Below are 23,548 nucleotides of genomic sequence, written 5' to 3'. Positions count from 1 at the left end.
AATTTAGGACAATAATTGAGTAAATACGCGCTCTGGGAGAGTTAATAAAAAAAGAATCAGTTAATAACTAAGCATTGATTGTTTATAGAGTGAAGATCAGCGAAAATAGTCTTCAATTACGATTAACATAACGGATCGCGTGTGAGGAGCCAAATTGGGTTCTTCCTAGGGTGTGTTGAGCTTTCGGGGTTGAGCAATATTAGCTCTGAAACGTCAGCATACATAAATGTCCGTATTCAAACTAAAAGAACTTTTTTAATGGCAGAGCAAAATCTCCTCAGTGAAATTAATAAACGACGTACCTTCGCGATTATTTCGCATCCAGATGCGGGTAAAACCACCATCACCGAAAAAGTACTCTTATTCGGACAAGCTATCCAAAAAGCCGGTACAGTAAAAGGCCGTGGCTCTAACCAGCATGCTAAATCTGACTGGATGGACATGGAAAAAGAGCGTGGTATTTCTGTTACTACCTCAGTAATGCAGTTTCCGTATAAAAACGCCTTGGTTAACCTGCTCGACACACCTGGACACGAAGACTTCTCAGAAGATACTTACCGTACCCTAACAGCAGTCGATTCGTGCTTAATGGTTATTGATGCGGCCAAAGGTGTAGAAGACCGTACGCGTAAATTAATGGAAGTAACACGCCTGCGTACTACGCCAATTGTTACTTTTATGAATAAATGTGACCGTGATATACGCGACCCAATGGAGCTGCTTGACGAAGTTGAAACCGAGCTTAAAATAGCGTGTGCGCCAATTACTTGGCCAATTGGTAGCGGTAAAGGCTTTAAAGGTGTTTATCATATTCATAACGATGAAGCGGTTTTATATAAAACCGGCCAAGGTCATAAAATTCAAGACGTGCGCACCATTAAAGGGATAGATAACCCAGAACTGGTTGATGCTATTGGTGACGATCTTGCCGCGCAATTACGCGATGAGCTAGAGCTGGTTATTGGCGCATCCAATGAATTTGATTTAGAGCTGTTTTTAGCCGGCGAACTATCGCCAGTTTATTTTGGTACAGCACTAGGTAACTTTGGTGTTGACCATGTACTTGACGGCTTAACTAAATGGGCGCCAACGCCATTGCCACGTGAAACAGAAGACCGCCAAGTAGTTGCCACTGAAGAGAACTTTACTGGCTTTGTATTTAAAATTCAGGCCAATATGGACCCGAAACACCGCGACCGAATTGCCTTTATGCGCATAGTGTCGGGTAAATACAGCCAAGGCATGAAAATGAATCATGTGCGAATTGGCAAACAAGTAAGTATTTCTGATGCGGTTACGTTTATGGCTGGCGATCGTGAGCGCGCAGGTGATGCATTCGCTGGCGACATTATTGGTTTACATAACCACGGTACGATTCAAATAGGTGATACTTTTACCCAAGGTGAAAAGCTTAAGTTTAGTGGTATTCCTAACTTTGCACCGGAATTATTCCGCCGTATTCGTTTACGTGATCCGCTTAAGCAAAAGCAGTTATTAAAAGGCTTAGTGCAACTTTCAGAAGAGGGTGCTGTACAGGTATTTAGACCGCTAATAAACAACGATTTAATTGTAGGCGCAGTAGGTGTACTTCAGTTTGATGTGGTTGTAGCGCGCTTAAAAGCAGAATATAACGTAGATGCAATTTACGAAGGGGTTAACGTAAATACAGCCCGCTGGGTAAGCAGCGACGACGTTAAAAAGTTTGAAGACTTTAAGCGTAAATGTGAAAGCAACCTAGCCTTAGATGGCGGCGATAATTTAACTTACATAGCGCCAAGCCGTGTAAACCTTAATTTATCAGTAGAGCGCTACCCAGAAGTCACCTTTAGCCATACACGCGAAAACTAAAGCCAGCTTAGTAAAATTTTAAAAGCCTGCTTTGGCGGGCTTATTAAGGTAAAAAATATGAACATTCGTACTATTTTAGTAGAAAAAGCCATTGCCGCTATGACAGCTGTAGGCTTACCAGCAGATACTAACCCAGCAGTTACACAAAGTACTCGTCCACAATTTGGTGACTACCAAATTAATGCAGCCATGGGCGCGGCTAAAAAAATGAAAAGCAACCCACGAGAGCTTGCGCAAAAAATTATTGATAACCTAGATGTAAGCGACATTGCCGAAAAAACTGAAATTGCCGGCCCAGGGTTTATAAATATTCATTTAAAGCCTGAATTTTTAGCACAAAGCGTTAAAGCGGCGAACAGTGATGCAAAATTAGCGGTTAATGAACACGCTAATCCACAAAAAGTGGTTGTTGATTACTCATCGCCAAACCTTGCTAAAGAAATGCACGTAGGCCATTTACGCTCAACCATTATTGGTGATGCGATTGTGCGTGCGCTTGAATTTAGAGGCGACAGCGTTGTGCGTCAAAATCACATGGGTGATTGGGGCACACAATTTGGTATGTTGATTGCGCATTTAGAAGATCAAATTAGCCAAGGCGTAGATTTAGATACAGTAGCACTTGCCGATTTAGAAACCTTTTACCGCGACGCTAAAAAACGTTTTGACGATGAAGAAGGCTTTGCCGACAAAGCACGTAATTATGTAGTTAAATTACAAGGCGGCGACGCGCATTGTGAAAAACTGTGGAAGCTTTTTATTGCCACTTCAGTTAAGCACTCTGAAGAAGTATATAAGCGCTTAAATGTAACGCTTACACAAGCTGATATTATGGCTGAAAGCGCATACAACGCTGAGCTAAATGACATTATTAGTTTATTAAAAGATAAAAATATTGCCGTGGAGTCGCAAGGCGCACAGGTTGTATTTTTAGATGAACTAGCAAACAAAGATGGCGAACCATCGGCATTTATTGTACAAAAATCGGGTGGCGGCTTTTTATATGCAACTACAGATTTAGCCGCATGTGATTACCGCTCAAATAAGTTGGGTGCCGATCGTATCTTAATTTTTGTTGATGCGCGCCAAAGCCTGCACTTTAACCAAGTAGAGCTTACAGCACGTAAGGCTGGTTTTTTACGCGATGAAACTAGCTATGAGTTTTGCCCGTTTGGCACCATGATGGGCGCCGACAACAAACCATTTAAAACCCGTACCGGTGGCACAGTTAAACTTGCCGATTTACTCGAAGAGTCGATTAATCGCGCAGCAATAAAATTAGCCGAGCGTGAATCTGATTTATCAGAGCAAGAGCGCAGCGAAATTGCCCGCAAAGTAGGTATTGGCGCAGTTAAATATGCCGACCTTTCTAAGCACCGCACCAGTGATTATATTTTTAACTGGGACAGCATGCTAAGCTTTGAAGGCGCAACAGCACCTTACTTACAATATGCCTATACGCGTATACGCAGTATTTTTCGTAAATCAGGCGTTGATGCAGCTACACTAAATTCAAACGTTACTATCGTAGAGCCGCAAGAAAAAGCGCTAGCGCTTAAGTTACTGCAGCTTGAAGAAGTACTTGATTTAATGATCACTGAAGCCACACCACACGTACTATGTGGTTACTTATATGAACTAGCAAGCTTATACATGACGTTCTACGAAGCCTGCCCAGTACTTAAAGAAGGCGTAGAGCCAAACGTACGTGATAGCCGTTTAGTGTTATGTAATTTGGTTTCTAAAACATTAGAAACGGGATTGGACTTACTTGGCATTGAAGTCATGGAGCAAATGTAATCACCTTCTGCTGCGTGTAGTTCGCTTTAGCTGCGTTGATAAAACTATTTAGCCTAAGTCACATACTAAATGTATGCTCCTTGGCATAAAAAAGCACTCCGCCTTGTCAGCACTCCTGCACTTGCAGATATCTGAGTTGTGTAGTTCGCTTTAGCTGCGTTGATAAAACTATTTAGCCTAAGTCACATACAAACCGTATGCTCCTTGGCATAAATAGTTCTACCGCCTTGCTAGCACTCCTACACTTGCAGATGTAACGCTTTACACCGTAGGTTGGGTTGAATGAAACGAAACCCAACGATACACCTGAGACTCTGTGTTTATTGCTATCGAATATACCTAAAGCTTGATGTTTGTTGCTATCGCATACACTAAAAATTTTGTGTTTACCGGTATCGAATGTACCTAAAGCTTGATGTTTGTTGTTACTAGCATCACTATTTAAGCTCGTTACTCTAAGCTCTTTTCTAACGCTTTATTTAAAGGATTTATTATGAAACTCGAAGATATCCGTCGTGAATACCTGCAAAACGCGTTAAGCGAAGATAACTTGCTTGATGATCCGTTTAAACAGTTTGAAACCTGGCTTGAGCACGCTGTAGCAAGTAATTTACCTGATCCAACCGCTATGGTAGTGGCGACAGTTGATGATACCGGGCAGCCTTCGCAGCGCATTGTATTGCTTAAGCATTTAGATAATGATGGTTTTGTGTTTTTTACTAATACAGGTTCGCGCAAAGCGCAGGAGCTTAAAGGTAATAATAAAATATCGCTGCACTTTCCTTGGCACCCTATGGAACGCCAAGTAATTGTGTATGGCGAGGCTAAACCTTTACCTACTTCTGCGGTGGCTAAGTACTTTTTATCTCGCCCTAAAGAAAGCCAGCTAGCAGCGTGGGCATCAGCACAAAGTCGCCCAGTTTCATCGCGTAAAGTGTTGATGGAAACCTTTGCCAATATGAAAAACAAGTTTGCTAAAGGTGAAATTCCTTTACCTGACTTTTGGGGGGGCTATTGTGTTGTACCGCAAAAAATTGAGTTTTGGCAAGGTGGGGCACACCGCCTGCACGACCGCTTTATGTATCAGCGCCAAGCAGACAACAGCTGGCAAATTACACGCTTAAATCCTTAATAAATCGATGAGTAAGTAACAATGCAATTTATTGACTCTCATTGCCACCTCGACTTTACAGAGTTTGACTCAAACCGCGAGTCACTCATTAGCGAGTGTGTAGCAAAGGGAGTTGAGCAGTTTGTGGTGCCCGGTATTAGTTTGGCCCAATCGCGTGCATTACTTGAATTTAAAATTAACTTTGCAGGCGTAAAAATAGCTGCAGGACTGCATCCTTACTTTTTAAATCAGCATCAAGAGTCCCATATAGAGCTGCTATTTACATTTGCTACGGCCAATAAAAACCAGCTGGTGGCAATTGGCGAATGCGGTCTAGATCGAAGTATTGAAAACCTCTCCAAACAAACCTTTTTATTTGAACAACAAATAGCACTGGCTAATCAGCTAGGGTTACCGTTAATTGTGCATCATAGGCAAAGCCATGATTTAATAGCGCAGTCGTTTAAGCGTTGTAAGCCTAAGTATGGAGGGGTTATTCATGCGTTTTCGGGATCACTTCAACAAGCTCAATATTATATTAAGCAAGGTTTTAAGCTCGGTGTAGGCGGTGTTATTAGCTACCCGCGAGCGGTTAAAACGCGCGATGTAATTGCCAATATAAATACATCGCACCTAGTGCTTGAAACCGACTCGCCATCAATGCCGCTATGTGGTTATCAAGGGGAGATCAATACGCCGCTGCAAATAGTGCGGGTATTTGATGTATTGTGTGAATTAAAGCCCAAACAACACAAAGAGCAACTAGCTACAGAGCTTTACGACTCATGCTGTGATGTTTTTTGTATATAGCGATTAACCTGCCATATTTTTAAGCCACGGCCAAATTGCCAAGTAAAAATACATGCAATTACCAACATTAATAATACTTGGCGACCTAAGTCATGAAAATGATTGTGGCTAGATGTAACTGCCGCACGGGTTAAATAAGTAATAGATACAAAACCAACAGGTCTGTCGTCGTCACTTACCACGGGCTCTATAAACGGTGTTTTAAGTTTACTAACACCAGGAGTTGATTCAGATAGCTGGCCGCTAACATGCAGCGATTGCCAATTATCGCTACTGGCTATAAGCATGCCTTGCTGGTCGTAAATTGTGGCTGAAAGTACAAATTCATCTTTGCTTATGTTGTTACATAATGCATTAAGTTGCGGTTTGTTTTTTTCAATTAACGGGGTTTTAGCATTTAATGCCATAAATTTGGTGAGCGATTTTGCCGTACTATCGGCACTGTCATAAAGTAATTGATGGCTTTGAAAACTACTATTAATGCCCACCCAGCTCAGTAATATTAAGCAGGCAGTAGCAAGCAATAAACGCACTAAGCGTTTTTTTTGTGAGGCAGTGATAGGGTTTTTAAGATGGTTATTTTTCATAGTCACCGTATATACTACTGACAGCATTTTGATTTGATGTTACAAATGCTATACCCAAGTTGTTTGGGTATACTATAACCTTAAACCCCACCTGATGGCGAATTTAGCGCAAGTAATATATTTAACATTTTGTAAGTAGCTATCAGGATAACAAAAAAATTCACGGAGAATCCATGTCGCAAACGAACATGGCACAGCCTGGTGCTGAGCAACCATTAACGCAGTTAGTATTAAATAAATGGTTTAGCTATCAGGATGAGGTGTTTTTACCGTTAAAAAACCTACCTAATAAACACCAAGGTTTATTTAGTATTGCCTTTGCTGGCAATTTTAGTATTACCCATATTAAAGCCATAATAGATTTTTTTGCGAAGCATAATCAAACCGTTACAGGGCTTTGCCGGTATCAGCCCGACTTAAGTTTACCAGCGGCACTGTGTTTTTATATTAAGCAAGCAGAGCTGCCGATTAACCCGCTAGTATTACAACAATTTTCCAGCACACTTGATTTTCAGCTAGTGCAAATAGCTTGCCCACCCAACTTGTATGAGCCAGGTTTATTGGTAATGGATATGGATTCAACCGCTATTACTATTGAGTGCATAGATGAAATTGCACGCTTAGCTAACGTATACGATGAGGTTGCTTCGGTAACAGCACTGGCAATGGCTGGTAAGCTTGATTTTAGTGAAAGCCTAAATCAGCGCGTCGCTAAACTTACCGGAATTGAAAAAAGCTTAATAGATGAGTTAAAAAATAATTTACCTTTAATGCCGGGTATTAAAATGCTTTGCCAAATACTTAAACAGCATCAGTGGCACTTAGCCATTGCGTCGGGTGGTTTCGTACCCTTTGCAGAGCAAGTACAAGCGTTAATCAATTTAGATGAAGTACACGCTAATGTGCTTGAATTTAAAGATAATAAGCTCACAGGTAAAGTATTAGGCACAATTGTAGATGCACAGCAAAAAGCCGTTATTTTAGAGTCATTACAGCAACAGCTGGGATTAATAAAGTCGCAAACAGTGGCGATTGGCGATGGGGCTAACGATTTAAAAATGATGGCAACAGCAGGGCTAGGTGTAGCAGTACATGGTAAAGCAAAAGTGGTTGAGCAAGCCCAAGCAGCTATTTGCCAAGGCTCGTTATTACAATTACTGTATATGCTAGCTATACCATTAAATAGTGAGGCTACTGTTTAACGCAGGCGGTTTAGCCAAAGTAGTTTGCGGCGACCCATTTGGTCAACTTGTTGCTGTTCAAGTTTTAAATGGCTTAAGGCTTCTTCGGTGATATCGACAATATCACCGACACCCGCTACAGACCACAATGCCTCTTCTAATTCCCTTGCTTTATGCAGCGCATATTGACTCACATATTTTAGTTCGTTAGATAAATAATCGGTATCTGGGCGTCCAGTACGTGATATATACAAGCGCATAACAAAAATAAGATTCGACTTTAAGCCTTTGCTTATTTGTTCCTGAAAATCATTATAATCCTCACCTGCTATGCAATAACTGGTAATAGACTCTGAAATACTGCCCTTACGGGGATCAAAATTAATCACAAGTGTAAAGGCGCTTGGCGGATCTTGGCGGCTAAGATCTTTTATCTGTGGGGTGATCACATTAACGATTTGCTCATCAGTAATAATGCTCGATAAATCGGTTTTATTACCCAACAAACCAAAGTTTTGTAAAAGCACATGTAGTGGGCTAGGGTATAAGCCAAAGCCAATTGCACCTGCTTTAAAGTGCGCTCCTTCTTTATGTAAATAAAGTGGGAACTGGCAAACGCTTTTAGTTACCATATTTCTAAGTGCTGTAGAGAGCCCAGGCACTTTAGGCGCTTCTTCTGACACTTTTAGTTTATCTTTATTACTGTTAATTAACTGCGTAAAAAACAGCACTCCAGCATGGGGTAAGTCGGCAACTCGGCTGGCTTTTAAATTAATAATAGTGAACGACTTATTTACAGCCATCACTTCGTACTTTAGCTCACTAAGCTGATATGTTTTGGTTATTTTTTGTAAGTCAGGAAACGAGAGTAAAACAATGTCGCCTTTTTTTAAGCTTACTGGTTGTTTGCATTCAAGCTGCAAGCCCATAACCGAAAAGTCGCGAGTAAGGCCATGTACTACCTCATCGTTTACGCTAATCGACACATTCGTTTTATATAAGTAGCGCTTATCAGAGCGAAGATTTACATACTCTAAAGGTACAATATCTAAATAAGGCGCAGACTTACTTTTGCTATGGCCAAAATGCTTCAATTGATTAATCAAAGCTTTATCGTAATTTAATTGCTGATAGTGTTGCTGTTCAGTTTTATTACCAATAGCAGTTAGTACCACCATATATTTTACATTTTTCACTAACCCTTCTACCCGAGGAGAAGGCGGCTTATTGAGCTTTTCAATATTTTTACTTACAGTGTTTGGTAACGATAAAGGAATAAATGAGTCATCTGGATGGCTTGGCATAATTTGTATTTTAAAGCACTGCCAGGTGTCTTTTTGACTGCCAAAAGCTAAAAATAAGTTTTTTAGCTGAGGGTTTTGTTCAAGCTCATTACGTGTTGCAGAATAATAATAAATTTTGCCCGCTGAAATATGAGTAAAAGTATATAAATAATCTTCTTTAACTGGAGTCTGTTTTAAAAGTAATGCATTAATACGTTGCTCATTAAGCACACTGTATAAACAAGGGTTTTGGCGTTCATCGGTAAAGTAACGTTGAATAAAAATGTTGTTTTCGGTGGTTAGACTTAAGCTAGGATAAAGTACATTGTCTTTTTTACTTAAAAATACATATAAAGAGGTGACGCGTGGAATATAGTATTGCTCGTAACCCTTAGAAACCACAGCATCGAGCGTATTATCAAGGTTTACTTTATAGCGACGTTTATTACCGTGGATAAAGCTTTCTAAAAAATTATCAAATGCTTCATTATTTTCAATAAAGGTGCGTTTTAAACGAATATGATTAAACTCTTTAGAAATATTTTCTACGGCGACAACCTCATACTGAATGCCATTTTTTAAACCTAGCTCAAAGTCTTGCTCTAGGCCTACCAAACGCATGGCGATTAAATGCCCTTTTTTTAGCACATAACGAGTGGCTAGCTTTATTTTACAACCACTGAGGGATATATCGGAAGTGCTAGCAGCAATGCTTTTTTTGTCGTTGTACTCAACCGTTACTTTAATTGAATAGTTCATTCGCTCTTCACGGCGGTTTTCATAAGAGGCAAACTTTATAATATTTGTATTAAGGGAGTCATCAATGGCTTGCTCTGCAATTTTTTCTGTGGCTTTGCGTTGTAACACCCGATGATTATTTTCGGTGTTCATCACTGCCTCATAAACGGCGAGAGTATAACCACCGTGTTGTTTTAGCGCAGCTTCAAATACTTCAATCGCTGTTTCATCCATGAAATGTTGTTTGCCATTGTGATCATAAGGCTTTACCTGCCCAGTCACTAAACCACGTAAGTCAATAAAGCGCGCTATCGGCTGAGATAAGCGTGTCATTTCCATTTTCATTAAAAATTGTTCAGGCTTTGTAAGCCCAGCTATTTTAGACTTAAAAATTAAATCAAATTTAGGGTTGCCTAAATAATGTTTTAATTCAGATATAAGATCTTCGTGCTTGAGCAGTATGTCTTCAGCCATTTATAAAACCATCACCGTCTAATTAAAAAAGTAGGTATACTATTAAATCCATTTATTAGAAAACTCAATAAATGTCGTATCGTGTTATTGTTGTTAATATAGGTACGATTATTCGAGTAACTACAGTTTAGCGCTTGTTATTATGTGTTAAATACCAATTTATTGGCAAGTTACTTTAAACTATTATTCAAGCAATAAGTATGCCCTAAAGTATAGTAAAAAAGAAAACAGCATTTATAGATAATAATAGTAGTGCTAAATTATCTTGTTGGTATGACTCATTGTTAGGCGAAAGTTTAAAATGGTAAAATAAGCACTTAACATTAAGTATTTTTAAAATTAAAGAATAGTAGGTAAAGTTATAAATGGCTAAAGCGGCAAAAGTAGAGTTTGTTTGTACCGAATGTGGCATGAACTACCAACGTTGGCAAGGTCAATGCCGCTGTGGTGCATGGAACACATTAGCAGAATTTAAACCGTCAGCAGGGCAAAGTAAAAAAGCATCGGCACGCGTAAGTGTAGGTGGTTATGCTGGGGGGATTGGTGGCGGTTCTAAAAAAATTAATGATATTGCTACCGCAGAAACTGAAAAACAGTTAACTGAAATTGGCGAGCTCGATCGTGTTTTAAGTGGCGGTGTAACAACGGGGTCAGTTAATATAATCTCTGGCGATCCAGGGGCTGGTAAAACAACCTTGTTATCTGATTTAGTGGCACGAATGTCACAACGCATGCCCTCACTTTACTGTACCGCAGAAGAATCTTTATCGCAGTTTAAAAACAGAGTGAATCGTTTAAAGTTAAATTATAACCCTGATGCGCTTTATTTACTTTCCGAAACCAGTGTTGAAACCATCATTGAAGAACTCGATAAAAATAAAATTAAGTTTGCAGTAATAGACTCCATTCAAGCAGTGGTCACCGACACAGCTAACGGTAGCCCAGGCTCGCCTTCGCAAGTAAAAAGTGCCGCGCAAGCACTTACGCAATACTGTAAGCAAAATGATGTCACTATGTTCATTATTGCCCATGTAAATAAAAACAACGAAATAGCTGGTCCGCAAACGCTGGTGCATATAGTTGACGCACTATTGCATATAGATACTAACGATGGGCAAATTCGTACCTTACGAGCAAATAAAAACCGCTTTGGTGATATAGATACAGTCGGTATTTTTAGAATGTGCGAACGCGGTATGCTCAGCGTTGATAACCCCAGCGAAATATTTTTATCAGGCTCAACTACAGATTCACCTGGCTCTGCAATTACGTGTATTCGTAAAGGTAATCGTAATTTATTACTCGAAATTCAATGTTTAACCACTGAGATTGAGGCGGAATTTCCGCAGCGTGTTTGCGTTGGTTTAAACATGAACCGAATAAAAATGCTCACCGGCATACTGCGTAAGCACACAAAAACTAAAATATTTCACGATACGTTTTTTAATATAGTGGGTGGCTTAAAAATTGATGAATCAGAAACCTGTATAGATTTAGCGTTGGTTGCTGCGCTACTTAGCAGCTTAAATGATTTTGTGGTGCCACGTACCACTTGTATTATGGGAGAGCTGAGCTTAAATGGCGACGTACGCCCAATAGACAGTGGCGTACCGCGCGTTAAAGAAGCTGCGCAGCATGGCTTTACGGAAATATTTATTCCATTTCGTAATTACCATAAATCAATGGAAGGGCTGGGCGCTAAGATCACCCCGATAAAAACAGTACATGAGTTACTTAGTTTAATTAATTAGCAAAAACGCTTATCGGTGATGTTCTGCAATGTTACTCTTGAGCTGAAACAATTTATATAAAGACTTAAATAAGGAAATAACATGAAAAAGTTAGTTATAGCTGCAGCAATTGTAGCTGCCGGTGTTGGTGGCGTAAGTTATGCAAATCACGTAGCCACTAAAGAAGTACGTGCAGAAATAGATAAGCAACTAGCACTAGTGAGCGAGCAAACCGGCGCTACATTTAAGTATGCAGACTTATCGGCTAGTGTTATTTCCAATAGTGTAGAAATTAGCAATATGGAAGTCATTAGTTCTGAAGGCGATAATGTTGCCAGTATTCAAAGCATTGAAGTGACAGGCTACGAAACCGATAAAATTTCACCACACACTACATTTGATGTAAAAAGCTTTCAATTTAATAAAGACTTTGTGGCTAAATTACCAGCCGATACAAATACTATGTTAGCGTCGGCCAGTTACGATTTACATTCATCACTTGATTACGATGAAAAATCGGGCGACAGCGATGTGGTAGTTAAGTTAGATGCAAAAGACATTGTTAGCTTTAATATGAATATGGGTCTGGCAAACACACAAGCACTTATGGATGCATCGCTTGCGATCAGTAAAGCGCAGCAAGCAGCGGGCAGTGAACCTTTAACTTATGAGCAAGAATTACAGCAGCAAACGCTAATAATGCAAGCTATGAGTAAGTTAGAGCCGCGCAGTGTTAACTTTGAACTTAATAACCAAGGCGAGCTTAAAGCATTGCTAGAAAGCGAGCTTATTAAGCAAGGTATGAGTGTTGAGCAAATGCAAATGATGGTTGAGCAGCAGCTACAGCAAGCGCCAGTAACTGAAGAAATTGCAGAAGCGATTAGCGGCTTTGTTAAAGGCTTAAATTCATTTAGCGTGTCGGCAAAACTACCTGAAGGCAAAACTATGATGGAAGTTAACCAACAAATAATGATGCTAATAGGCCAGCCTGAAAAGCTTGTAGAGTACATTAATCTAGAAGTTAAAGGCGACTAAAAGTAGCTATAGCAATCGCGATATCAGTTAAAAATGATAGTACGATACACATAATTAAAGCGTGGGTTTAACTCGCGCTTTTTTATGCGTAAATTTTGCGTTTAGACTAGGTTTTAACTCTCAAAATTAACAATTAGTTTACCAGCACTCATTTAATCGTTAGTATTCATTACTACAAAAACTGTTATTTATCATATTAAATAGCCATTAAGGCTCAAACTAATTATTTAAAGTTGAATGGGGTTACAGATGGGAAAAGGTCGATTAGAAGCTTTTAGTGATGGTGTGTTGGCAATTATTATTACCATTATGGTATTGGAGCTAAAAATACCTGAAGGCGCAGGAATTGAAGCACTTGTGCCTATGCTCCCTAACTTTTTTAGCTATGTTTTAAGTTTTGTATACGTAGGGATTTACTGGAATAACCATCATCATTTATTACACGCTGCTGGCAGTGTTTCGGGTGGGGTATTGTGGTCAAATTTAAATTTACTTTTTTGGTTATCATTATTCCCGTTTTCGACCAGTTGGATGGGAGGTAATCACTTTGAGCCGCTACCTACCGCGACTTATGGTGCCGTGCTGTTTATGGCGGCGATTGCGTATAATATTTTACAACGCAGCATAATGGCGACAGATGGCTGCAGCTCTGTATTGCGCAAAGCAATCGGTGCAGACTGGAAAGGCAAAGTGTCTATGGCGCTCTACTTATCGGCAGTAGGCGTAGCATTTGTAGCACCATGGTTAGCACAAGTAATATATGTGGCAGTGGCGCTGTTATGGTTAGTACCAGATAAAAGAATAGAGCAGGCCGTTAATCAAAATTAAATTTATTACTCTTTTAATTAGTTTTACCGCTAAGTAGGGCAATAAAAAAGCCGCGTTTGTTATAAAGCAAACGCGGCTTAAAATTTTCTAAAACTTAAATTAGTTAGTGCAGAATACGTGCTCTTATCGTGCCTTCAACAGCGCTTAGCTCTTTAAGGGCAACTTCTGAGTGGTCGGTATCTACATCAATAACTACATAACCAATTGACTCATCCGTTTGTAGGTACTGCGCGGCAATGTTAATACCGTGCTGCGCAAACGCTTGGTTTATTTGTGTTAATACGCCTGGACGGTTGTGATGTACATGCAGTAAGCGACTACGATTAGCAAGCTCTGGTAGTGAAACCTCAGGGAAGTTAACAGCAGTAATAGTTGAGCCGTTATCTGAGTATTTAGCTAGTTTTCCAGCTACTTCAATACCAATGTTTTCTTGCGCTTCTTGAGTTGAGCCACCAATGTGCGGCGTTAAAATAACATTGTCGAAATTACGCAGTGGCGATACAAACTCTTCATCGTTAGATTTAGGCTCAACCGGGAACACATCGATTGCTGCGCCGCTGAGTTTTTTGTCGGTAAGCGCTTCTGCCAATGCATCAATATCAACTACAGTACCGCGAGACGCATTAATTAAAATAGCGCCTTGTTTCATAACCGCAAGTTCGGCAGTGCCAATAAGGTTCTTAGTTTGTGGGGTTTCAGGTACATGTAAAGTAATAATATCAGAGCGTTGTAATAGCTGAGTTAAATTATGTACTTGCTTAGCGTTGCCAAGTGATAACTTATCTTCAATATCGTAAAACTCAACATGCATACCAATATTTTCGGCCATAATACCTAACTGGGTACCAATGTGGCCATAGCCAATAATACCCAATGTTTTACCACGCGCTTCAAACGAGCCGTTTGCGGTTTTTAACCAGCCGCCACGATGTGCAGCAGCATTACGCTGTGGAATACCGCGTAATAGCAACAGTATTTCACCAAGTACAAGCTCTGCAACCGAGCGGGTGTTAGAAAATGGTGCGTTAAATACAGCAATACCACGTTCGCGCGCCGCATTTAAGTCAACCTGGTTGGTGCCAATACAAAAACAGCCAACCGCAACGAGCTTTTCAGCTGCTTCTAACACAGCTTGGTTAATATGAGTACGAGAACGAAGCCCCACAAAGTGTACGTCTTTAATACGTTCTTTTAGCTCGTCCTCAGGTAAGGATGTTTTAACATAGTCGATGTTGCTATAACCGTTACGTTTTAGCGTTTCAACAGCGCTTTGGTGAACACCTTCAAGCAAAAGAATTTTAATTTTGTCTTTTGCCAACGATACCTTACTCATAACCTCATCCTATTTAATTTGTGGCCCATTTTTAGTGCCGATAATCACTTTATCAGCGCCACGCTCTGCGAATAGGCCGTTGGTAACTACGCCAACAATTTGATTAATTTGTGTTTCAAGTTGTTTAGCTTGGGTAATTTTTAAATTATGTACATCTAAAATAACGTTACCGTTATCGGTAACTACACCTTGGCGATACACAGGATCACCGCCAAGTTTTAATAATTCGCGTGCTACGTAACTGCGTGCCATGGGTATAACTTCAACCGGCAGTGGAAAACCACCCAAGGTTGCTACTAATTTGGTGTCATCTACAATGCACACAAATTGTTTAGCTACCGCTGCTACTATTTTTTCACGAGTAAGGGCTGCACCGCCGCCTTTAATCATTTCGTTATGGGCGTTAATTTCATCAGCGCCGTCAACGTATACATCTAAAACATCAACGTCATTAAGTTCAAATACTTCAATGCCTAGCGCTTTTAAACGAGCTGTTGAGGCTTCTGAACTAGAAACTGCACCTTTAATGGTGTCTTTTATTGAGCCTAGTGCATCAATAAAGTGATTAACCGTTGAGCCTGTACCTACGCCTACAATAGTGTTCTCTTTTACAAACTCTAACGCTGCCCAAGCAGCTGCTTTTTTTAATTCGTCTTGTGTCATTGTTTTATGCTCATTTATGTCAAAAATTTCTGCTGGTATACAAAGTAACGCTTTACCAACAGTAGGTTTTATTTGGGGTGATAATTGTTTTAAGTGGCACATCCCATGATTCTATGGGTAAAGCTGTTACTTTTTGGCATTCATGTGCTAAACCAATAAGTTGCGGCTTTTGCCAGTGTTGCTGGTGTAGCCGCGCCAATGTCCGATCGTAAAACCCACCCCCCATTCCTAAGCGATTACCTTGGTTATCAAATGCCACTAATGGCATAAGTAGGTAATCAAGCTCTGGTAACGGGCATATTTGAGTACAATTGAGCTTAGGTTCCAAGATACCATAGCGGTTTGCCTTCATGGGTGAGTTTTTTTCATAACGCTGAAATAGTAAATTAGCCCCGTTAAAGGGGTGGATTACAGGTAGGTAAAGGGTGTGCCCTTTATCCCATAATTCATTAATTAACAATGAGGTATCTAACTCGCCGTCGTTACTAAAATAAATGGCAATATGCTCTTTTTTAGTGTTTTTTTTGCCATTTAAGTATTGAATAAAATTCACTTTTAGCGATTGGGCGGCAATTAATTGTTGGTTACTTGATAAATTATTACGCAGTTCGCGGACAGACGCTCTTATTGTTGCACGTTTATTGCTCACTTTAGGATTTCACCCCGTAATTAAAAAGAGAATAAGTTAGGGACGGTTAAATATATTGCTAATAAAATAAGCAAAGTAACCACAGTTGCTATGAGTGAATATAACAACACATTACTGCGTTTTTGCAGTGGCGTGAGCAACTCATCATCAAGCATAAGATCATCGTCTTGCCACTCTATGTGTTCATCGGTAATTGCTGTGGCTTCAACCTCGGGTAGGCGCTGTTCAAGCTCGTCTAGTTTTTCTTCAAGGCGAATTAAGCTACTGGTAATGTAATCAAGCGCATCAAAAATTCTGTCATCGCGCTGGCTACTCGTTGCACTTGTCAGTTGAGTATTTTGATTAGGGTTGGTAACAGCCTGCAGCTTACTTTTAATACCTAAGCTGGCAAGTAGTTTGGCTTGCTTTAGGGCTTTGTCTTTATTGCTTGGCACAAATAGCGGTTTACCATTAAAAAAAAGCGACACTTTTTCATTTGATGTTTTTAATTTAGTAGCAAGCATGGCAGTAACAGCTTTGCTGTCAACGCCCTCAGCGAGTCCTACAAAGGTAACACGAAAGTTGTCGGCCATTTTTAATTCCCTAAGCTTTTATAGTAAAACGAGTATATACCGAAAGTGCAAAACAATTCGAGAGTGATTTATGTTTCACGGCTTGAATAATAAGCTTTAGATATAAAAACGACCCTTAAAAGGGCCGTTTATATTTTTAATAGTATGTTGGCTTAAAGGCCAGCAGCAGCGCGAAGTGCTTCTGCTTTATCAGTACGCTCCCAAGGGAACTCTTCACGACCAAAGTGGCCGTAAGCCGCCGTTGGAAGGTAGATAGGGCGTTCTAAATCAAGCATTTTAATTAAACCGTAAGGGCGCAAGTCAAAGTGCTCACGAATAAGCTCAATTAAACGGCTTTCTTCTAGCTTGCTGGTACCAAAGGTTTCTACGCTTATAGACGTAGGCTCTGCAATACCAATAGCGTACGATACTTGTAGCTCACACTTATCAGCAAGGCCAGCAGCAACAATGTTTTTAGCAACATAACGTGCAGCATAGGCAGCACTACGGTCAACTTTTGATGGATCTTTACCAGAGAAAGCACCGCCACCGTGACGAGCCATGCCGCCGTAGGTATCTACAATGATTTTACGACCGGTTAAGCCACAATCGCCCATTGGTCCGCCAATTACAAAGCGACCTGTTGGGTTAATAAAAAACTTAGTCGCGCTAGTAATTAGCTCAGCAGGAAGTACCGGCTTGATGATAGTTTCCATCACCGCTTCGATTAAATCTTTTTGTGAAATATCTTCGCTGTGCTGCGTAGAAAGTACAACAGCATCAATACCTACTGGCTTGCCGTTTTCGTATGCAAACGTAACTTGTGATTTTGCATCTGGGCGTAACCAGTTAAGCTCGCCGCTTTTACGAACCTGTGCTTGGCGCTGCACTAAACGGTGTGAGTAGGTAATAGGAGCAGGCATTAGTACTTCAGTTTCGTTACATGCGTAACCAAACATTAAGCCTTGATCGCCAGCGCCTTGTTCTTCTGGGCTAGTACGGTCAACACCTTGGTTAATGTCAGGAGACTGTTTACCAATAGTGTTTAAAATTGCACATGAATCTGCATCAAAACCCATATCTGAATTAGTGTAGCCAATGTCGCGAATTGTTTTACGTGTAATTTCTTCGATATCAACCCATGCGCTAGTAGTGATTTCACCACCAACCATAACCATACCGGTTTTTACGTAAGTTTCACACGCAACTCGGGCATGAGAATCTTGCTCAAGGATAGCATCAAGTACCGCATCAGAGATTTGATCGGCGATTTTATCCGGATGACCTTCAGAAACAGATTCAGAAGTAAATAAATGTTTTGCCATTGTATTTCTGCTCACAAATATTGCGCTTCACAAACGTCGGTATTAGCGCTTAAAAATTAAGGGGCGTATTTTATCGAAAACAAAACACCTTGCATAGTGTTTTTACGCCTAGACGTCTAAATAAAATATTTAATAACTTTTCGGTCTCAAAAAATATTCATAATGACCTATTATTATGGGTTTTTAATTGCACACCGCCCCTACAATAAGTAAGAATGGACTATACACTAGTCGCCAAGTTATACGGCGGCATAATCGAATACATAAATACCCGCGCAAAAATATATTAAGGTAGGAGAATTCATGCCATCTCGCAAAGAACTTGCAAATGCTATTCGTGTCTTGTCAATGGACGCAGTACAAAAGGCCAAATCTGGTCATCCTGGAGCCCCTATGGGCATGGCAGATATCGCAGAAGTATTATGGCGCGATTATCTAAAACATAACCCAACAAACCCAGAATGGGCTGACCGAGATCGCTTTATATTATCGAACGGCCACGGTTCAATGCTTATTTATTCTTTATTACATTTAACGGGTTATGATTTACCGTTAGACGAAATTAAAAACTTCCGTCAAATGCATTCAAAAACACCTGGTCACCCAGAGTACGGTTATGCACCAGGAATCGAAACTACTACGGGCCCGTTAGGTCAAGGGATCACTAACGCAGTAGGTATGGCAATTGCCGAAAAAGCGCTAGCTGCACAGTTTAACCGTGAAGGTCACGATATTGTTGATCACTTTACCTATGCATTTATGGGCGACGGCTGCTTAATGGAAGGTATTTCTCATGAAGCAGGTTCACTTGCAGGCACATTAGGCCTAGGTAAACTTGTTGCATTTTGGGATGACAACGGCATTTCAATCGATGGCGAAGTAGAAGGTTGGTTTACCGATGATACGCCAGCTCGCTTTAAAGCATACGGTTGGCATGTAATTAGCGGTGTTGATGGCCACGACAGCGATGCTATAAGTGCTGCAATCGCAGAAGCTAAAAGTGTTACCGATAAGCCATCACTAATTTGTTGTAAAACAATTATTGGTTACGGCTCACCTAATAAGTCGGGTAGCCACGACTGCCATGGTGCACCACTAGGTGAGGACGAAATTAAAGCGTCTCGCGAATTTTTAGGTTGGACTGGCGATGCATTCGAAATCCCTGCAGACATTTATGCACAATGGGATAGCAAAGAAAAAGGCCAACAGCTTGAATCAAGCTGGGACGAAAAATTTGCAGCATACGCAAAAGCATACCCAGAGCTAGCGTCAGAATACAAGCGTCGTATTAACAACGAACTGCCAGGCGATTGGGCTGCAAAATCTCAAGCGTACATTGAAGAGCTGCAAGCAAACCCTGCAAACCCTGCATCGCGTAAAGCGTCGCAAAATGCATTAAACGCATTTGGCCCGATATTACCAGAGTTTATGGGTGGCTCTGCCGATTTAGCTGGCTCAAACCTAACAATTTGGGATGGCTCTAAAGGCTTAACACGCGACGATGCAAGCGGTAACTACATTTATTACGGTGTACGTGAGTTTGGTATGTCGGCAATTATGAATGGTATTGCGCTGCATAAAGGCTTTATTCCTTACGGTGCTACGTTCTTAATGTTTGTTGAATATGCAAAAAATGCCGTACGTATGGCTGCATTAATGAAGCAACCAAGCATTTTTGTATACACGCACGATTCAATTGGTTTAGGTGAAGATGGTCCAACTCACCAACCAGTAGAGCAAATTGCAAGCATGCGTTTAACGCCTAACTTATACAACTGGCGTCCATGTGACCAAGTGGAGTCGGCAATTGCATGGCAACAAGCTATTGAGCGTAAAGACGGTCCTACATCACTAATCTTTACTCGCCAAGGTTTAGAGCAACAAGCACGTAACGCACAGCAACTGAGCGACGTTAAAAAGGGTGGTTACATCCTTAGCTGCGACGGCAATCCAGAGCTTATTTTCATTGCAACGGGTTCTGAAGTGCAACTAGCACAAGATTCTGCAAGCGAACTACGCAAGCAAGGTAAAAAGGTACGTGTTGTATCTATGCCGTGTACTGATGTTTTTGAAACGCAAAGCGCAGCATACAAAGAAAGCGTATTGCCAGCATCTGTTTCACGCCGCGTAGCAGTAGAAGCAGGTATTGCTGATTACTGGTACAAGTACGTTGGCCTAAATGGCGCAGTAGTAGGTATGACTACCTTTGGTGAGTCAGCGCCTGCAGGTGAGCTGTTTGAGCACTTTGGCTTTACTGTTGAGAACATAGTAAACAAAGCAAACGAACTTTTTTAATCGCCTTTGATTAAATAAAGTAAGCAATTGAAAAACCCGCATATGTTGCGGGTTTTTTTATGCACGAATATGAAACAACTTCACTTAAAGCAATACTGCTTTCCTTGCAAGAAAGTAAGCTATCAGGCAAGGTAGTGCGATAAAATTTATAAATAAAAATCTTAAATTATTAGCAGGAGCTAAATATGTCAAAGTTCGAAAATGTTAGTGTAATTAAAAAAGCCAATGTGTATTTTGATGGCAAAGTGTCAAGCCGAACTGTTTTATTAGGCAGTGGTGAAGCAAAAACATTAGGCTTTATGCAACCAGGTGAGTTTGTGTTCGACACTAACCAAAAAGAATGTATGGAATTATTAGCAGGGCAGTGGGATATTTTATTGCCAGGTGAAAGCGAGTGGAAAACATTTAATGCGGGCGAATCATTTAATGTTGATGCAAACGTAAGCTTTAAGGTAAAAGTAAGCGATTTTGCTGATTATTGCTGTTCATACACAGATTAATAGCACAAATACAACGCGGTTAGTATGTTATTTAACCGCTTAAAGAGCCCGTATAATGCGGGCTTTTGCATGTTTAATGCTCAGTGAGTGATCTAAATCAGCTTTACTAACAAATATTTGCTTAAATAGTTACATTTCTCCTTGTGTTAATTCATATTGCCCCCAATACTAACTATGAAGTAACACATAAAAGGATATAAAATGAAAATTAATCTTACAGGTCACCATGTTGACGTTACTGATTCAATTAGAGAACACGTAAACGAAAAGTTTTCAAAAATAGCGAATCACTTTCCATCTTTGATCGCGCTCGACATTATTCTTTCTAAAGTTCACAACAAGCTTCAAGCGGAAATTAGCACTATTTACGAAGGTGCACGTATATCGGTTAAGGGCGAAAACGAAGTGCTGTATCCAGCAATTAGTAGTGCCGCAAAAAAACTAGATACGTCACTAAAACATCGCAAAGGGCAAATTAAAGCTAATTTGCATGAAAAACCAGAAATAACAACCCCAGAAATTGCACACGAAATCATCCAAGAGATGGATCTTCGTTAACGTTTTTAGAGTTTAGGCCCTAACTTTTAGGGCCTAAAACCATTATTTATTAGCTTCGTTTTACCCCCTCATTTATTAATACTTTTCAGCTTTCATTTTGCGTTAAAACTCTGTAATTTATTCATTATTATAAATAAACAGTAAGTACACACATGCGCTCTGTAGTATCAAATTGGCAAACTCGCTTAAATGCATTGGGGCCGGGAATTCTAATGGCAACCGCTGCAATTGGTGGTTCACATTTAGTGGCATCAACCCAAGCGGGAGCCATATTTGGCTGGCAATTATTTTGGCTTATTTTAGTAGTAAACGTTTTAAAGTACCCATTTTTTCGCTTTGGCATGGAGTACACACTCGCTACCAAAAATAGCCTAGTAGAGGGTTATAAAAGCAAAGGGCCATTTTATTTTTACAGCTTCATTGTCCTAAATGTTGTTGCTGCTATCGTTAATACCGCAGGCGTATTATTACTCACCGCAAGCTTGTTGCATTACGCACTACCTATCACAATAGAAATAACACTGCTGTGTTGGATTTTACTTGGCGTGTGCTTAACCATACTTTTGCTAGGGCACTTTAAAGCGCTAGATAACGTGGCAAAAGGCATTATGGGGCTACTTACATTAGCAACATTAATAGCACTTGCTATTGCCTTTAGTAATGGCCCAATGGCACCTGCTGACTATGTAGGCCCTTCGCCGTATGAGTTAGCCATGCTTAGCTTTATGGTGGCACTAATGGGCTGGATGCCCGCCCCCATTGAAATATCCGCACTTAGCTCACTGTGGTTAAAAGAAAAACAAGCACAACAAACAATATCTAAACGCGAAGGCTTATTCGACTTTAACGTGGGTTACTGGTTAACCGCAGGCTTAGCGCTGGTGTTTTTTAGCTTAGGTGTATTAGTGCAATACGGGCAAAGCAGTAATATAGAACTCGGTGGGGTCGCTTTTGCCAAACAGCTTATTGATATGTACGCACTTACCATTGGCGAGTGGGCAAGGCCGCTAGTATCAGCCATCGCTTTTTTATGTATGTTTGGCACCACATTAACGGTACTAGATGGTTATGCGCGTACTTTAAACGAATCGCATAAATTACTTGGTTTTAAGCAATCAAAACACAGCTTAAACACATGGCTAATACTGCAAGCACTTGCTGGTATGGCGGTTATTTTATTTTTTGAATCAGCCTTAGGTCCTATGCTTACCTTTGCCATGACACTGTCATTTGTAACCACTCCTATATTTGCATGGCTTAACTTTAGCCTAGTGCGCTCCGAGCCCAGCATTAAACACGGCGTACTACTTAAAAGTCTAAGCTGGGTAGGATTACTGTACTTGGTCGGTTTTTCTGTGGCATTTGTAGTGTGGATGATGATGTGAGTAAAAACTCAATAAAATAATAAATTAGCGTACATTGTATTTGTACGCTATTTGCGTATACTTAAGTGTATGAAAAGCCTATTTGTTGAATCAATTTTATTTGAAAAGTACCGATCACAGTACTTGAATGACGACGAATATCGTTTATTTCAAGCAGATCTAATGGTTAACCCAAAACAGGGCGATGTGATTCAAGGTACAGGCGGCTTACGTAAAATACGAGTTGCGAGCAAGGGGAAAGGTAAACGCGGCGGCTCAAGAGTTATATATTATTACTTGGACGATAAAACACGTTTTTACTTACTAACTATCTATAGTAAAAACGAAGTGACAGATTTAACAGCAGAACATAAAAAACAATTAAAAGAGTTTTTAGAGGTATGGCAAAATGAGCAAACGTGATTTATTTTCAGAATTAACTACAGCCCTTGTTGATGCTAAAGCACATTCACAAGGCAAACTTACATTGCGTACTCATACAGTAAATGAGTTTAACGACCTTGCTATTTCACCTGATGAAATAGTAAATATTCGAGAAGAATTTAATATGTCGCGTGGGGTATTTGCAAGCATTTTACATACATCAGCGAGAACGCTTGAAAACTGGGAGCAAGGGCGCAGCGCGCCTAATGGGCAAGCAATTACTCTGCTAAAGCTTGTGCAGCGCCATCCTGAGACATTGAACCATATAGCTGAGTTGTAGAGCTTCGCACACTTTGAGATATGAAATAGATTTGAACAAGACGGTAGGCAATAAATGGATGTTTCTGGCTTTTTAACTTTATTCGTAAGCGCGCATTTAAGCAGTGCGCTTAGCTATAATCGAAGTCTAGCTGCACATTCCACGGCATTAGGTCGGTAAAA

The 23,548-nt window shown here is 40.3% G+C and carries 21 protein-coding genes; 14 read left to right on the top strand and 7 right to left on the bottom strand.

Annotated elements, in window-relative coordinates; translation table 11 throughout:
• Positions 1 to 258: 258 nt before the first annotated feature.
• From prfC to J5X91_RS12055, 4 genes are all read left to right on the top strand, one after another.
• Positions 259 to 1,848 (top strand): peptide chain release factor 3, encoded by a 1,590-nt coding sequence (gene prfC, locus J5X91_RS12070; protein WP_011327353.1) that lies wholly within the window; start codon positions 259 to 261, stop codon positions 1,846 to 1,848.
• A gap of 57 nt (positions 1,849 to 1,905) precedes the next feature.
• The gene (gene argS / locus J5X91_RS12065; RefSeq protein ID WP_086997856.1) at positions 1,906 to 3,648 is read left to right on the top strand and encodes an arginine--tRNA ligase; all 1,743 of its coding nucleotides are present in this window, start codon (positions 1,906 to 1,908) and stop codon (positions 3,646 to 3,648) included.
• 493 nt (positions 3,649 to 4,141) lie between these two features.
• Complete coding sequence (gene pdxH / locus J5X91_RS12060; RefSeq protein ID WP_011327355.1) at positions 4,142 to 4,780, top strand: pyridoxamine 5'-phosphate oxidase; 639 nt, start codon at positions 4,142 to 4,144, stop codon at positions 4,778 to 4,780.
• Between the two features lie 21 nt (positions 4,781 to 4,801).
• Positions 4,802 to 5,569 (top strand): TatD family hydrolase, encoded by a 768-nt coding sequence (locus tag J5X91_RS12055; protein WP_011327356.1) that lies wholly within the window; start codon positions 4,802 to 4,804, stop codon positions 5,567 to 5,569.
• Here J5X91_RS12055 and J5X91_RS12050 read toward each other — a convergent pair.
• Positions 5,536 to 6,156, bottom strand: coding sequence for an AhpA/YtjB family protein (locus tag J5X91_RS12050; RefSeq protein WP_011327357.1), 621 nt, complete (start codon positions 6,154 to 6,156; stop codon positions 5,536 to 5,538). The two genes, J5X91_RS12055 and J5X91_RS12050, sit on opposite strands and share 34 nt — an antisense overlap.
• Positions 6,157 to 6,329: 173 nt before the next feature.
• Between J5X91_RS12050 and serB the strand changes: the two genes are divergently transcribed.
• The gene (serB, locus tag J5X91_RS12045; protein ID WP_208834924.1) at positions 6,330 to 7,358 is read left to right on the top strand and encodes a phosphoserine phosphatase SerB; all 1,029 of its coding nucleotides are present in this window, start codon (positions 6,330 to 6,332) and stop codon (positions 7,356 to 7,358) included.
• Here serB and J5X91_RS12040 read toward each other — a convergent pair.
• Positions 7,355 to 9,832, bottom strand: a complete 2,478-nt coding sequence (locus tag J5X91_RS12040) for a PilZ domain-containing protein (protein WP_197182196.1) — start codon at positions 9,830 to 9,832, stop codon at positions 7,355 to 7,357. The genes serB and J5X91_RS12040 overlap by 4 nt on opposite strands.
• Positions 9,833 to 10,197: 365 nt before the next feature.
• Here J5X91_RS12040 and radA point away from each other — a divergent pair, with 365 nt between their 5' ends.
• The 3 genes from radA to J5X91_RS12025 all read left to right on the top strand — a co-directional run bounded on the left by radA (position 10,198) and on the right by J5X91_RS12025 (position 13,425).
• Positions 10,198 to 11,583 carry a DNA repair protein RadA gene (gene radA / locus J5X91_RS12035; protein ID WP_011327360.1) on the top strand — a complete coding sequence of 462 codons (1,386 nt, stop codon included), beginning with the start codon at positions 10,198 to 10,200 and terminating at the stop codon, positions 11,581 to 11,583.
• Between the two features lie 81 nt (positions 11,584 to 11,664).
• The gene (locus J5X91_RS12030; RefSeq protein WP_089367823.1) at positions 11,665 to 12,597 is read left to right on the top strand and encodes a hypothetical protein; all 933 of its coding nucleotides are present in this window, start codon (positions 11,665 to 11,667) and stop codon (positions 12,595 to 12,597) included.
• A 249-nt stretch (positions 12,598 to 12,846) separates the two neighbouring features.
• The gene (locus J5X91_RS12025) at positions 12,847 to 13,425 is read left to right on the top strand and encodes a TMEM175 family protein (protein ID WP_011327362.1); all 579 of its coding nucleotides are present in this window, start codon (positions 12,847 to 12,849) and stop codon (positions 13,423 to 13,425) included.
• 103 nt (positions 13,426 to 13,528) lie between these two features.
• Here J5X91_RS12025 and serA read toward each other — a convergent pair whose 3' ends face one another.
• From serA to metK, 5 genes are all read right to left on the bottom strand, one after another.
• Positions 13,529 to 14,758, bottom strand: coding sequence for a phosphoglycerate dehydrogenase (gene serA / locus J5X91_RS12020; RefSeq protein WP_011327363.1), 1,230 nt, complete (start codon positions 14,756 to 14,758; stop codon positions 13,529 to 13,531).
• A gap of 9 nt (positions 14,759 to 14,767) precedes the next feature.
• Positions 14,768 to 15,421, bottom strand: a complete 654-nt coding sequence (gene rpiA / locus J5X91_RS12015) for a ribose-5-phosphate isomerase RpiA (RefSeq protein ID WP_089368934.1) — start codon at positions 15,419 to 15,421, stop codon at positions 14,768 to 14,770.
• A gap of 52 nt (positions 15,422 to 15,473) precedes the next feature.
• Entirely contained in the window at positions 15,474 to 16,070 is a 597-nt protein-coding gene (locus J5X91_RS12010) for a 5-formyltetrahydrofolate cyclo-ligase (RefSeq protein WP_089367824.1), read from the bottom strand.
• Between the two features lie 20 nt (positions 16,071 to 16,090).
• Positions 16,091 to 16,642 carry a hypothetical protein gene (locus J5X91_RS12005; RefSeq protein WP_208834923.1) on the bottom strand — a complete coding sequence of 184 codons (552 nt, stop codon included), beginning with the start codon at positions 16,640 to 16,642 and terminating at the stop codon, positions 16,091 to 16,093.
• A gap of 152 nt (positions 16,643 to 16,794) precedes the next feature.
• Entirely contained in the window at positions 16,795 to 17,946 is a 1,152-nt protein-coding gene (gene metK / locus J5X91_RS12000) for a methionine adenosyltransferase (protein ID WP_011327367.1), read from the bottom strand.
• Between the two features lie 303 nt (positions 17,947 to 18,249).
• Between metK and tkt the strand changes: the two genes are divergently transcribed.
• From tkt to J5X91_RS11970, 6 genes are all read left to right on the top strand, one after another.
• On the top strand, positions 18,250 to 20,241 hold the full coding sequence (tkt, locus tag J5X91_RS11995; RefSeq protein ID WP_086997883.1) for a transketolase: 1,992 nt from the start codon (positions 18,250 to 18,252) through the stop codon (positions 20,239 to 20,241).
• 185 nt (positions 20,242 to 20,426) lie between these two features.
• A complete protein-coding gene (locus tag J5X91_RS11990; RefSeq protein WP_011327369.1) occupies positions 20,427 to 20,741 on the top strand; it encodes a pyrimidine/purine nucleoside phosphorylase in 315 nt (104 codons plus the stop codon).
• Positions 20,742 to 20,942: 201 nt separating this feature from the next.
• Positions 20,943 to 21,299 carry a ribosome-associated translation inhibitor RaiA gene (raiA, locus tag J5X91_RS11985; protein WP_011327370.1) on the top strand — a complete coding sequence of 119 codons (357 nt, stop codon included), beginning with the start codon at positions 20,943 to 20,945 and terminating at the stop codon, positions 21,297 to 21,299.
• 152 nt (positions 21,300 to 21,451) lie between these two features.
• On the top strand, positions 21,452 to 22,684 hold the full coding sequence (locus J5X91_RS11980; RefSeq protein ID WP_208834922.1) for a divalent metal cation transporter: 1,233 nt from the start codon (positions 21,452 to 21,454) through the stop codon (positions 22,682 to 22,684).
• A 69-nt stretch (positions 22,685 to 22,753) separates the two neighbouring features.
• On the top strand, positions 22,754 to 23,086 hold the full coding sequence (locus J5X91_RS11975) for a type II toxin-antitoxin system RelE/ParE family toxin (protein ID WP_208834921.1): 333 nt from the start codon (positions 22,754 to 22,756) through the stop codon (positions 23,084 to 23,086).
• The gene (locus tag J5X91_RS11970; RefSeq protein ID WP_208834920.1) at positions 23,073 to 23,387 is read left to right on the top strand and encodes a type II toxin-antitoxin system MqsA family antitoxin; all 315 of its coding nucleotides are present in this window, start codon (positions 23,073 to 23,075) and stop codon (positions 23,385 to 23,387) included. The genes J5X91_RS11975 and J5X91_RS11970 overlap by 14 nt, the downstream gene beginning before the upstream one ends.
• Positions 23,388 to 23,548: the final 161 nt, after the last annotated feature.

This window comes from Pseudoalteromonas sp. K222D (assembly GCF_017653575.1).
Lineage (GTDB): Bacteria > Pseudomonadota > Gammaproteobacteria > Enterobacterales > Alteromonadaceae > Pseudoalteromonas > Pseudoalteromonas nigrifaciens.
This window is presented reverse-complemented; position numbering and strand designations above follow the sequence as displayed.